This is a genomic window from Pseudomonas sp. S06B 330 (genome assembly GCF_002845275.2).
GTDB lineage: Bacteria > Pseudomonadota > Gammaproteobacteria > Pseudomonadales > Pseudomonadaceae > Aquipseudomonas.
Genome location: NZ_CP088149.1, coordinates 3,242,563 through 3,255,265 on the forward strand (window position 1 = coordinate 3,242,563; position 12,703 = coordinate 3,255,265).

Here is a 12,703-nt window from a genome sequence, read left to right on the forward strand (position 1 = left end):
GCGCTGGCACTGCCTTACTGCTTCATTTTCTCTGCAATCTTCTTATCTACGTCGGCGCGGACCTGGTCAATGCTGAAGCTGGCCGGACGCTGGCTTGGCGGATACTCAACAAAGGTCTGCAGGAAGGCTGCCGCCTTGCGTTCGCCCTGGAACAGCAGATAAGTGTTTTTGGTCAACCAGTCGTAATACTGGTTCGACACCACGTCTGCCCGCTCGTACGGGTCCATGCGCAGGTTGAACAGTTTCGGCACCCGAAGGCAAGTGAACGGTTCGCTCCAAACGGCAAAACCGCCGGGGGCGCGCTGCTCACAGAACACCAGCTTCCAGTTGCCAAAGCGCATGGAGACCAACTCACCGTCATCGTTGAAGTAATAGAACTCGTTACGTGCGCTCTTGTCGGCCTTGCCGGTCAGATAGTCCAGTTGGTTGTAGCCGTCCAGGTGCACCTTGAAGTTCTTGCCGCCCACATCGGCACCCTTGAGCAGACGCTCCTTGATGTCGGTGTCGCCCACCGCTGCCAGCAGCGTCGGGAACCAGTCGAGGCCTGAGAACATCTGGGTGGAAATCACATCGGGTTTGACCTTGCCCGGCCAGCGAATCATCGCCGGGACCCGATAGGCACCCTCCCAGTTAGAGTTCTTCTCGTTACGGAACGGCGTGGTCGCCGCATCCGGCCAAGAGAACTGGTTCGGCCCGTTGTCAGTGGTGTACACCACGATGGTGTTATCAGTGATCTTCAGGTCATCCAAGGTTTTAAGCAGTTTGCCCACATCGGCGTCGTGCTCGAGCATGCCATCGGCGTACTCATTGCCCGGCATGCCGCTTTTGTTGCGCAACTCTTCGCGCACATGGGTGTACAGGTGCATGCGGGTGGTGTTCATCCAGACGAAGAACGGCTTGTCCGCCTTAACCTGTTTGTCGATGAAGTTTATTGCCGCTTGAGTGGTCTCGTCATCGATGGTTTCCATGCGCTTTTTTGTCAGCGCACCGGTGTCCTCAATCTTGCCGTCAGCGCTGGACTTGATCACACCACGGGGCGATGCGGCCTTGAGGAACTCAGGGTCATCTTTGGGCCACAGCTCGCGCTCCGGCTCTTCTTCGGCGTTCAAGTGGTACAGGTTGCCAAAAAACTCGTCAAAGCCATGGTTGGTCGGCAGGTACTCGTCTCGGTCACCGAGATGGTTTTTACCGAACTGGCCGGTGGCATAGCCTTGGGCCTTGAGGGCTTGGGCGATGGTAATGTCGCGGTCCTGCAAGCCAACCGGTACGCCTGGCATGCCGACCTTGGACAAGCCGGTACGCAATGGTGTCTGACCAGTGATGAAGGAAGAGCGACCCGCGGTGCAGCTGTTCTCGGCATAGTAGTCGGTGAACATCATGCCTTCTTTGGCAATCCGGTCGATGTTGGGCGTTTGATAACCCACCACACCCTTGCCGTAGGCACTGATATTGGTCTGGCCAATGTCATCACCAAAGATCACCAGGATGTTGGGTTTTTCTGCGGCCTGCGCGCCACTCATGACCGCCGCCACGCTCGCGGCAAGGGTCATTGTTGTTATCCATCGTCTACTGAGTTTCATAGGGCCACTTTCTCCGTCTCACGTTTACTGGCATCCGCCACGACTACGTGCACCAGAGGTACCTTGCTCAAGGTTCCTTGTGCGCCTGCGGTTTCTTGTTTACTAGTCCTCGATGCTGTCGAAGGGATAGACGCGGCGCCACTCGCGGGCCATATCAACCACGGTCCAACCCTCTTTGTTGGCGGCTATCAGCGCTTTGTCCAGGCGACCGACTTTACTGTCGCGGTCATAGGCCCACTCGCGCCTGGCGTCGGTGTGATGCACCAGCCCCGCAAAGCGCTTGCCGCTACCGGCCTTGGTCCATTGCAGCATTTGCAGGTCGCCGTCGGAGTTGCCGAATGCCAGGATCGGCCGGCGACCGATGACGGTGTCGATACTGACCGGCTTGCCCGGGCCATCATCGTTGTGGAGCAACTTGGGCAGGCGCTGGATGGTCAGGGTGCCCTTGTTGTCGTCAAAGCGCGAGGCCAGGGTCGTGCCGATGACCTGCTCCGGGGGAATGCCATACACCTCCTCAGCGAACGCCCGCATGAACGCGACTTCGCCGCCCGACACGATGTAGGTCTTGAAGCCATTAGCGCGCAGGTACTCCAGCAACTCCAGCATCGGCTGGAAGACCATCTCGGTGTAGGGCTTCTTGGTTTTGGGGTGAACCGCCGTGGCGAGCCAACGTTGGGCCTGGGCGATAAACGCCTCGGTGCTGACGCCGGAATGAGTCGCTGCGACTATTTTTAGCAACCCGTCCATGCCACTGGCAGCCAATGCCTTCTGATCGCCGTCAAGAACCGCCTTGAACGGTTGCTGGGTTTTCCATTCTGGGTGTTGCGGCGCCAGACGCTTGACTTCATCCAGGGCGAACTGCACCTCGAAATAGATCGGCTGCTCACTCCACAAGGTGCCGTCATTGTCGAACACCGCAATGCGTTCAGCCGTCGGCACATACTCCTTGCTGCCTTCGGTAGTGACGGCACTGACAAACTGCTCGATGGCCTGGCGCGAGGTGCCGTTGTACCAAGACGGCATAGGGTCGGCTGCCTGCACCAGCAGCGGTACCAGTACACATAGACTGATCAGCCAACGCATCTGAAGAAGTAGGGGCATACAACGTCCTTGAGCAGTTCCCTCGTACCTTACTCATGCGAGTCAGGGATTCAATGGCCGCAATCCATGCTGCGGATCGGCGACCTTGCGCTTGCGTAACTCCCGCCGTGATACCGCCAGCGATTGCACCAGATTGGCGGGGGCAGCCTCGGCCGAATCGCTAGGGGCATAACGAATCTTGAGCAAGTCTAGTGAACGATTTACTGCTGTGTCGGACAATTCTTCAGAAAAATCAGACAGGGTGCGCTTGCCGCTACTGCGGCGTACCCAAAGATAGAGCCCACCTAACTGCAGCGGGGAGCCGTTCAACTGTCGGCGCAGCACCTGCCAGGCGTAGTCTGCCGATGCCAGCCAGGTACGACGCCGGTTCTCCCGCCAGCCCCGCAACCACGCTACAGCAGCGCGCCCCCATGGGCGTGCGCAGTACAACAGGCACGCGCCCACCAGCACTATCGCCGACACTAACAGCCAGTGCCCGGCAATGCGCACATGGGCCTGACGGCCAAGGGCGCGCAGGTCCTCATTGATATCAAATGGCGCGCTGTAGCTACCTTTGTCAGCTACAAAGTTCACGGCTTCGACCGTCGCGGTGCGGGCTTCGCTAGTGCTAGCGTCCCACCATTGAACGGTAAAGGCCGGCAGGCTATGCGACCCTTGCTGTTCGATCACATAGGTAACGCTGTCTTCGCGCTTGCCACCGGAAACCCCACCACGGCCATCACTCAAGGCCGCCACCGTGGGGGACTGCAGGTAACGTTTCAGGCCCGTAACCTGAGCGAAGGACGGTGGTGGAATTAACATCGCCTGGGCGCCTTGCGCCTCGATGGTCAACTGCCGAGTGATACTGTCGCCCACCCGCAACGGCTCATGGGAGCGCTGCAGCGTCTGTTCGATAGACACCTCATTGGCCACTAGGCGCGGTTGATTGCCAGCGCCCGCCAGTGCTTTGGCGGCAAACGTCAATGGCTGACTGTTGAGCGTCACCACTCCACTGCCCTGCCCCGGCTGCACCTGGAAGGCCAATGCCGGGATGGTGAACGACTGCGCGGCCTGTGGTGTGATCTGGTAGGTGTAGCGCAAGCCGAAGAAGGTCTTGCCATCGAGCTTCTCATTGAGGTGCTGCGCCTCACCGCTGGGCGGGGTCACTACAGCACCGGGCAACTCCAGCTTGGGCAGAACCGGCGCGGCGGTAAACCAGGTGTCCACCAGTAAATCCACTTCCATGCTCACCGTTGCGCCGACCACGACACCCGTTTGAGGAACCAGGCGGCTTTGCACGCGCACCTCGGCAGCGGCGTTCGCCAGCAATGGCACGCACAGCAGCAAGAGCATCACGATGCGTCTCATGGCGTCTCCCCAATCGCTTGGCGCTCAGCATTCTGGAGGGTGAACTTGCGTTTGAGGAACTGCGCCGGCGATGTCGTCAGGTTGTTCAACCACAGCTGATCCGAGGCGGCTTGCGCGGTACTGACCTGCTTTTGCTGCGCGCCCTGGCTGGGTGTTTGGTCCTCGACCACCTTGTCGGCTTTCTCATCCGGGGTGCCGGCCTGTTGCTGGTCCTCGTAGTCCTTGAGCAAGGCTTGGGCCAGGGCCAGGTTGGCCTTGGCCTGGGGGAAATTTGCCTGCTTTTGCAGTGCCTGCTGGTAAGCCGTAATGGCTTGGGGAAACTTGAACAAGCGCACGTAGATATTGCCCAGGTAAAAGTACGCTGCGGCACTGTCCAGGCGGGCAAGGCTGGCCAGCGCCACAGGGTAGTCCGCCGCGTTATAGGCCGCCACACCTTTCCAGTACCGGTCGCTGAAATGCGCGGCAGCCTGGGGGAAATGGCCCTGCTCAAAGGCCCAGCGCCCTTGCTGGTCAGGGGTGAAGAAAGCATCGGCCAATGCCCCTGCGCGCACCGAGTCGGCAGGCGCACTGAGTGCAGCCACCAACAGCAATCCGACCCAGTTCACCCGCCAACCGCGCCGCAGGCACAACAGCGCAATCAAGGCCAATGGCCAACACAGCCAATAGCCTGCGTCCTTCCAGTGCACCTGTTGCTGATCGCCTTGCACTGCCTGGAAGTGTTGCTGCGCGTGCAGCGTGATCCAGTCCAGGTCGTCATCGTTGAGCGTCAGGCTGCCCAGTGGCGCGTGCGCCGCTTGCGCCAGGTGTTTCAACGCTTGGGTATCGAAGGTCGCTTGCACGGGTTGGCCATCATCCGAAGCCCGCGGGCGTCCCTTGGCATCGAGCAACACGCCGCCGTCGGTATTGCCGACTGCCAGCACCAGCACTTGCAGGTCACTGCCGGACAAGCGCTTGGAAATGTCGTCAAACTGCTCGGGTGCTGCACCATCGGTGACCAACAGCAGGGTGCCAGGCATTTTTTCGGCATCAAGCAGCTTTTTCGCCTGATCGATCACGCCAAGCACGTCCTTGCCGGATTGCTCGATCAGGTCGGTCGACAATGCCTGCAGAAAGGTGTCGAGCAGCGCCGGGTCTTCGGTGGCGGGCAACACCAGGTGCGCGCTGCCGGCGTAAGCAATTAGCGCTGTGCGCGCCCCGCCACGGCGCTGGATCAGGTCATGCAATTTATGTTTGGCCGCCACCAGGCGTGACGGCGGCACGTCTACGGCATCCATCGAGGGCGACAGATCGACCGCCAGGATCAACGGCGCCCGGTTGTCGAGAAAGTCCGGGGTGTCCTGGGTCCAGGTTGGCCCGGCAGCGGCGATGGCGCCCATGCCGAGCAACGCGGCGAGCAGGTGCACCGGACGCACACGTTGCTGGTCATCTGGAATGATCAGCAGCGGTTCCATCAAATGCGGGGCAATCAGCCCCCTTAACTGGTGCTTGAGATCATGACGGCGCCCCCAGCTCCAGGGCAGCCCGATGGCGGGCACAATCAACAACAGCCACAGAGGGCGCAGAAAGTGAAAGGCGCTGAGGTCGATATCCATGTCAACGTCCCGATTGCACGCGCGGCTCTGGAGCCTGCGAAACCCGCCCCCAAAGTGCCGCCAGCGTATGGCTGAGCAGTAACGACAACAACGCGGCCCCCAAGGGCAACCAGAACAGGTCGCGCTTGGGTTGGTGGCTCAACGTTTTGACGTTGTGTGGGGTGATCTGATCCAGCGTCGCATAGACCGCGTGCAGCGCCTGACGATCGTCGGCACGGAAGAAGCGCCCGCCGGTGATCCGGGAGATGTTCTGCAACGCCGCCAGGTCAACTTTGGCATCGCCACTGGCCTGAGGATCCCCGATGCCGATGGTATGCACCACGATCCCGCGCTGACCAGCCAGTTGCGCGGCATGGTCGGGGGTGATGGCGCTGCCAGTGTCATTGCCGTCGGTCAACAGGATCAGCACTTTCTCTTGCTCCTTGGCCTGCTCGAACAACTTGATACTCAGCCCGATGGCATCACCCAATGCGGTATTGGGGCCGGCCATGCCAATGCCGACTTCATTGAGCAGCACACCAAGGCTGGCGTGATCCAGGGTAAATGGCGCCTGGGGATAGGCACCCGTGCCGAAGACAATCAAGCCAATGCGATCATCCTTGCGTTGAGCGATAAAATCGCGCACAACGCCTTTCACCGCCGTCAGCCGATCAGTGTTGTTGCCGTTGGCGTCGGTGTAATCCTGCGTCTGCATGGATTGCGAGATGTCGATGGCCAGCATCATGTCGCGCATCGGCTGCTGGTGCTCGATGGCTTGCTCGACCCACACTGGCCGTGCGCAAGCAGCCAACAGCAGCGCCCAGACCAGCAGGTTGAGCAGCAACTGCCAACGCCCGCTGCCGCCACGGGCACCACCCGGTTGCTGGCCAATGGCGCGGCTCATGGCGGCGAAGAACGGCACCCGCAACGCACTGTGCGCTTCACGATAAGCACCGAGGAAACGGTAGGCCAGCCAGGGCAGCGGCAAGAGCAACAGCACCCAGGGATAGTCAAACTGCCACATGGTGAGCCTCGATCCATTGACGGCTGGTTGCAAACAGCGTATCGATCTCAGCGTGAGGGATGCCCAGCACCTCGCTGTCCGGTGCATAGGCCAAGGTGTACAGGCGAGCAGCAAAATCATCGGCAATGGGCGTTCGCGCATGCTGTACCAAAAACGCTTGCCACTGCCCACCGCTCAGTGACGACACTGCCGGAGCAGCACTCGTCGATAACGCGACCCGCTTGAGCAACACCGGCAGTTCACGCAATACCTGCAAGCGCTGCGAGGGATCCGCGAGCTTGTGCTCAAGGTCCCCCAGACACACTAGCGCTTCACGCCGGTAACGATTGCGTTGCCAGCGTCGCCAGTACCTCACAGCCCAGCAACTGGCCAGGAGCACTACCACCAGCAACAACAGCAGCCAGCCCCAGGTTTGCGGCGCATAGCTGAACGGCGGCGTTGGCAACGGCAGCTCCTGGAGCTGGTCAATACTCGGTAGCGCTGGCGGTGTCATCGGGCCACTCCCGATAACCGACCCAGCTCACGGCGCAGTTGCAGCAGGGGCTCCTCCCCTGTGCTGATCATCATCAGCGGCACCTGACTGCGACGCAGCAACTCGGCCACACTGCGCAAACGCCCGGAAAGAAACTGTTCCAACGGCCGATTGACCTGGCGCCGGGCCACCTCCAGCTCCACCTGCAGTTGCCCTTGCGTTACGGTCAAGCGCCCCTGCTGGGGTACGTCCAGGGCGATCGGGTCATACACCTGCATGGCGATCACATCGTTATGCGCACTGAGCTGGCGCAACAGCTGAAGGGTCTGCGTTGATACACCGGAAAAGTCACTGATGATGCACACCAGGCTATCGTGGCCTGCCTCAGCAATGCAGTTGCGCAGGACTACATCGAGCTGGTTGGCCGATTCAGCGTCGGCAGCGGTGGCCGAGAGTTTTTGATTGCTGCGTATCACCGCCGCGCAGAGTGCCTCAACCCGGGCCCGGCTGCGTAGCGGCCGAATGTGCTTTACCCCTTGATCATCAAAGACCAGGCCTCCCACACGGTCTCCAGCATGGAAAGCGATCCATGCCGATAATGCCGCCAGTTCGGCGGCGACGACCGATTTGAAGCTGCGTTGAGAGCCGAAGAACATGCTCATGCGCTGGTCGACCAACAGCAGCGTCGGACGGTCACGCTCCTCGGTAAAGGTGCGCACAAACGGTTTGCCGTAGCGTAGCGAGGCACGCCAGTCGAGATGGCGCAGGTCGTCACCGGGAATATAACGGCGCAATTCATCGAAGCTCAGGCCCCGGCCCCGCAGGCGCGAAGCATGGTTGCCGGAGAGGATGCTCGCCAAGGGTTGTCGGGCAACGAAGTTCAAGCCGTGTACACGATGTTCCAGCGCCATGAGCTGACTAAGCGAGGCGTAAACCAAGCCATCGGCTGGCGGTGTATCCGAATGCAGGGTAGCCATGGGTTCAGGCCGGGATCGCGACGTGATCCAGCAGCCGGTCAATCACCTGATCCGCCGTGATGCCGTCGGCCACCGCATCGTAGGAAAGCTGCAAACGATGGCGCAGCACGGGGTGGACCACGGCGCGCACATCATCGGGTGAGACAAAATCATTGCCACACAACCAGGCATGCGCCCGTGAGACCCGATCCAGGCTGATCCCGCCGCGTGGGCTGGCGCCAATCTTGATCCAACGCGCCAGGTCTTCGTCGTAGGCGGCCGGGTTGCGCGTTGCGTTGATCAAGTCAATCACATAGTGGTCGATGGCATCGGCGACGTGAATCGCAGCGACCTCCTTGCGCGCGGCGAACACCACGTCTTGAGGCAGGCGCTGCGGCGCTTGAGCTGTGTCACTGCCCTGCTGCTCTTCGCCGCGCACCAGGCGCAAGACCAGGGTTTCATCGGCGACCTTGGGGTAGTCCAGCTGCAGCTTCATCAGGAAGCGGTCCATCTGTGCTTCCGGCAGCGGGTAGGTGCCTTCCTGTTCGATAGGATTCTGGGTGGCCAGGACCATGAACAACCCGGACATCGGGTAGCTTTGTCCGGCCACGGTGATCTGCCGTTCTTCCATGGCTTCGAGCAGAGCGGCCTGGACCTTGGCCGGTGCGCGATTGATCTCGTCAGCGAGAATGACGTTGCCAAACAGCGGCCCCGGCTGGAACTTGATCTGGTTGCCTTCAGCACTCTGCTGCAGGATTTCCCCGCCGGTGATGTCGGACGGCAGCAGATCCGGGGTGAACTGAATACGCCGCATCTTGGCATCCAGGTGGGTGGCCAGCGCCTTGACAGTGCGGGTCTTGGCCAGGCCGGGCAGGCTTTCGAGCAGCACGTGCCCATTGGCCAACAAGCCCAGCATCACATGGCGGATGGTTTCAGCCTGCCCCAGCACCTGTTGCGCAACGCTGGCTTCCAGTGCAGCTACTTGTTCACGTATGGACACTTATTCATTCCCTGACTTGGCCGCAGTGGCTTAAATCCTAGCAGCGGCTGGTGCATACGCAAGAATGCCAGCCACTGCGTTCAAGGCGCGATCAAGGCTTCTGCCAATAGGGCTCGATCGCCTGCAGACGCGGATCATCAGGCGCGACATTGCGCATGTGCTGAACATAGCCGAAGGCATCGCTGCGCTCACCCGCCAGGGCATGCAGGTAGATCAACGAATACAGCAGGTCAGGATCGTCCGGTGCCTGCTGCAAACCGCTGCGCAAGGCGCTGATGGCCTCGTCACGACGGTTCAGGCGCGAAAGCAACAAACCCTGGTTGTAGCGAATGCGGGTGTTGTTCGGCAACGCCACGGCTGCCGTTTCCATCCATTCCAGCGCTTGCTCGGGCTTACCCTGCTCGACTAACAACAACGCCAGCATGTAAGCCAGATTGCCATGATCGGTCACGGGCATCTTTTCCAGGGCCAGCCCCTCGCGCAACATCTTTTCGGCTTCTTCAAGCTGTTGTGCAGCACTGAGCAAGGTCACTAGGTTGACCCGGGCGGGAACAAAATACGGGTCCAGTTTCAAGGCCTGACGATACTCGTCCATTGCTTGGGCATCTCGTCCCTGGCGACTGAGCAGTACCGCCAGATTCAAGCGACCGCCCGGCAGGTCAGCGTTGCCGCGCAAGCGTCGCTCGTAGTCTGCCAACAGCGTTTTGAACGTCTCGCGCGACTCGGCCGGTAACTGCTCAACCGAGACATCGGCCAGTACCCTGACGGTTTCATCGCGCACGGCCAGGGTCGGGTCGTTTAGCAGTGGCAACAGCGGTTGCAAGCGTTGCGCCGCAGGCACGCTGGAAAAACCCGAGACGGCGTAGGCGCGCACCAAGGCACTCGGGTCCTTGAGTGCCCAGCCCAGGCTAATGATCGACTGGCTGCCCAAATCGGCCATTTGCTCGGCGGCAGTGGCGCGCACAATTGCCGGCTTGCCCTGGTCCGCTAACACCGTATTGAGCTCGCTGAAGGCAATGCCCTCGCCGCTGCGTACAGCATGGAAGTTCTCGCCATAGTGCGGTGCACGTCGCCGCTTGCCGAACCAGCCTTCGATCGCTTGCGCCGCCCATTGCGGCGTTTGCCCTTGGTGGCAGGCGGTACAGGCGTCTGGACTGCTGTCCTTGCTGGCCAGGTCCGGGCGTGGAATGCGCAAACTGTGGTCACGTCGGGGATCGACCACCATGTAGGTTTTGCTCGGCATGTGGCAGTTGACGCACTGGCTGCCGGGCGTGCCCACCGGGTGATGATGGTGTGCTTCACTGTCGTAATCCTTGGCCTGCAGGCTAGGAAAACGGGCGACGGGTGGCTGACTGTTGTGGCACTGCAGACACAAGCCGTTGCCTTCGACCTTGACCTTGTTGGTGTGCGGGTTGTGGCAATCGGTGCAGCCCACACCCGCCGCATACATCTTGCTCTGGGTGAACGAACCATATTCATAGACTTCGCCATCGATCTGGCCGTCAGCGTGATAGAGGCCCGTGCGCAAGGTTGCCGGCAGGCTCTGGTCCAACTGCGGATGACCGGGTATCTGACCTACGCCCAGGGTTTGCCGACGACTGTGGCAAAAGGCGCATTGCTCGACCAGACCCTGGCTACCCAGCGCCTTGTAGTCCACGGCAAGCCCGATTTCCGAAGCCGAGGCACCGGCCGTTGCGAGTGACGTTGTCGCTTTTGCCCAATCGACGTGGGCCTGACCCGGGCCGTGGCAACTTTGGCAACCGACGTTCTTTTCCTGCCAGGTAGAAGCAAAACTATCGTCACGGTCGTTGTAGTTTTTCATCAACCGCGTCGAATGGCAGTCGGCACACATGCCGTTCCAGTTCTGATAGCGTCCGGTCCAGTGCAATGGATCGTTGGGGGCAAAGCGTTGACCGGGGTACAACGAAAACCAGCGTTGTCCGCCTTCACTGTTGGCGCGACTGTCCCAGGCAATGGTCAGGGCCTGTAGGCGCCCGCGTGGCAAGGACACCAAGTACTGCTGCAGTGGGTAATGGCCGAAGGTGTAGAGGATCTCAAAATCGGCAGCCTTCCCCGCCTCGCCTTCGGTGTTGACGAAAAAACGCTTCCCCTTGCGAAAGAAACGCGCCTTGACCCCAGCCTCGTCAAAGCGCGCGTCGTTGAAGTTACCCAGCACGTTCTGCGCCGTGGCATCGCGCATGGCCCAGCCGTGATCGGAGTCCTTCCACTGTTTTGCTTGTTCACTATGGCAGCCAAGGCAGGTGGCCGTGGCAACGTAACCTTGACTCGAACTGGCTTGCGCAGCCGCTTGGGCGCTGGATTGGCTATTGGTCCAGACCGGCAACAAGCCGGACAACAGCATCACCCCTGACAGCACCCAATGCCGATAACGAGACAGCAGACTTCCCTTTGGCTTGCATGGCCCCATTCCCTGCTCCACGGTCTGTTTATTTCGCCCTGTTCCGGGCGCTTTTAGCTACGGCGGGTGGTTGCCGCGTGCTTTAGTCTCTGTACGAAAAGCATTAATACTCGGTGATGCTGCGTTGAAAACAGCCTCGGAATGCTCATTTACAACCCGTAAACTCCGCTTCCTCGGCTGTTTTCGCCTTGCCTGGCCTTCGTCTCAAAACTTTTCATACAGAGCCTAGGCTAGTGCATCTTCAGCCGGTGGCTTAAGTTAAATTCCAAAAAGACCTAACATTTATTCCGAATGTGCCAACAGCGTCGCGTGCCCAACGCACCCGCGCGGATCAGGCCTCATCGATCAGCCCCAATTTCGCCGCCTTCGCCACCGCCGCCACCTTATTGTGAACACCCAGTTTGGCCATTGAGTTGCGCAAATGAAAACTCACTGTAGAACACGATAACCCCAGGATCTTCGCCACGTCCTCTGCGTTTTTGCCGTGGGACGTCCACTGCAACACCTCAACTTCACGCGCACTCAGGTGCATCGCGGTTGCCTGCTGGCGTGCGTTGTCTGCTTGGCGGATATGCAGGAAAGTCGCCAGCAACTGGATGTCGCCGGCCTTCTCGTACAACTCAAACGTACACAGGGTCGGTTCAGTCCGTGCAACACTGAAGACACTGAAGACCCCTGCGCTGTGGCTGCCCTGCGACACGCCGCAACGTAAGCCGTGGCTTTGGGCTTCTTGCCAGAGTTCGGGGGTATCCACAAACAATGTATCGGTCCAGCACACCGGCAGTAACGTGCGTCGGCATGCGTTCACACGTGGATCGCATTCGACATAGTTCATCGTGATGTAGCGCTCAACCCACGCCGTCGGACACGTACTTAACAGCACAGGTCGGGTTTCAAGGCTATTCCAGGAGAGAAAACTGCAGAAATCGAAACCCAGCTCCTTTACGCCCTGACAGGCATAATCGAATGCGTTTGACAGCGTTGACGCATGAGTCAGATTTTCCCAGTCTTTTTGCCGCATAACACCCTACCGTTGTCCAGCTCCATGAACGTAGCCCAATTACTCCTGCGCCACGTGTTACTACTCCTTTCCATTACTGTAGGTTGAAGCATGAATTGTTGCGAATTCAATAAACATTTTGTTTATTCTTTAATCTCAAAATGCCATATCCTGTAGTTCAATAATGCTACTGCTCACAATACTTTAGCGGGGGCTATCAGTTCGCCACTCAT

At 59.8% G+C, this 12,703-nt stretch carries 10 protein-coding genes; all 10 read right to left on the reverse strand.

Translation table 11 applies throughout. The annotated features are described in order from the left end of the window. Nucleotides 1–14: 14 nt before the first annotated feature. Nucleotides 15–1,580, reverse strand: coding sequence for an arylsulfatase (locus CX511_RS14465; RefSeq protein ID WP_045186066.1), 1,566 nt, complete (start codon nucleotides 1,578–1,580; stop codon nucleotides 15–17). A 102-nt stretch (nucleotides 1,581–1,682) separates the two neighbouring features. Next, complete coding sequence (locus CX511_RS14470; protein WP_045186064.1) at nucleotides 1,683–2,681, reverse strand: HAD family hydrolase; 999 nt, start codon at nucleotides 2,679–2,681, stop codon at nucleotides 1,683–1,685. 42 nt (nucleotides 2,682–2,723) lie between these two features. Then, a complete protein-coding gene (locus tag CX511_RS14475; RefSeq protein ID WP_045186062.1) occupies nucleotides 2,724–4,028 on the reverse strand; it encodes a BatD family protein in 1,305 nt (434 codons plus the stop codon). Continuing rightward, nucleotides 4,025–5,620 (reverse strand): VWA domain-containing protein, encoded by a 1,596-nt coding sequence (locus CX511_RS14480; protein WP_045186060.1) that lies wholly within the window; start codon nucleotides 5,618–5,620, stop codon nucleotides 4,025–4,027. The genes CX511_RS14475 and CX511_RS14480 overlap by 4 nt, the downstream gene beginning before the upstream one ends. Nucleotide 5,621: 1 nt before the next feature. Next, on the reverse strand, nucleotides 5,622–6,623 hold the full coding sequence (locus CX511_RS14485; protein WP_045186058.1) for a vWA domain-containing protein: 1,002 nt from the start codon (nucleotides 6,621–6,623) through the stop codon (nucleotides 5,622–5,624). After that, nucleotides 6,610–7,116 carry a DUF4381 domain-containing protein gene (locus tag CX511_RS14490; protein WP_045186056.1) on the reverse strand — a complete coding sequence of 169 codons (507 nt, stop codon included), beginning with the start codon at nucleotides 7,114–7,116 and terminating at the stop codon, nucleotides 6,610–6,612. The genes CX511_RS14485 and CX511_RS14490 overlap by 14 nt, the downstream gene beginning before the upstream one ends. Then, nucleotides 7,113–8,072: a DUF58 domain-containing protein gene (locus CX511_RS14495; protein WP_101292548.1), complete on the reverse strand. Its 960-nt coding sequence runs from the start codon at nucleotides 8,070–8,072 to the stop codon at nucleotides 7,113–7,115. The genes CX511_RS14490 and CX511_RS14495 overlap by 4 nt, the downstream gene beginning before the upstream one ends. Before the next feature lie 4 nt (nucleotides 8,073–8,076). Continuing rightward, nucleotides 8,077–9,051 carry an AAA family ATPase gene (locus CX511_RS14500; RefSeq protein ID WP_045186052.1) on the reverse strand — a complete coding sequence of 325 codons (975 nt, stop codon included), beginning with the start codon at nucleotides 9,049–9,051 and terminating at the stop codon, nucleotides 8,077–8,079. Between the two features lie 91 nt (nucleotides 9,052–9,142). Then, nucleotides 9,143–11,479, reverse strand: coding sequence for a tetratricopeptide repeat protein (locus tag CX511_RS14505; protein WP_101292550.1), 2,337 nt, complete (start codon nucleotides 11,477–11,479; stop codon nucleotides 9,143–9,145). 322 nt (nucleotides 11,480–11,801) lie between these two features. Beyond that, a complete protein-coding gene (locus CX511_RS14510) occupies nucleotides 11,802–12,491 on the reverse strand; it encodes a LuxR family transcriptional regulator (RefSeq protein ID WP_101292291.1) in 690 nt (229 codons plus the stop codon). Nucleotides 12,492–12,703 lie beyond the last annotated feature (212 nt).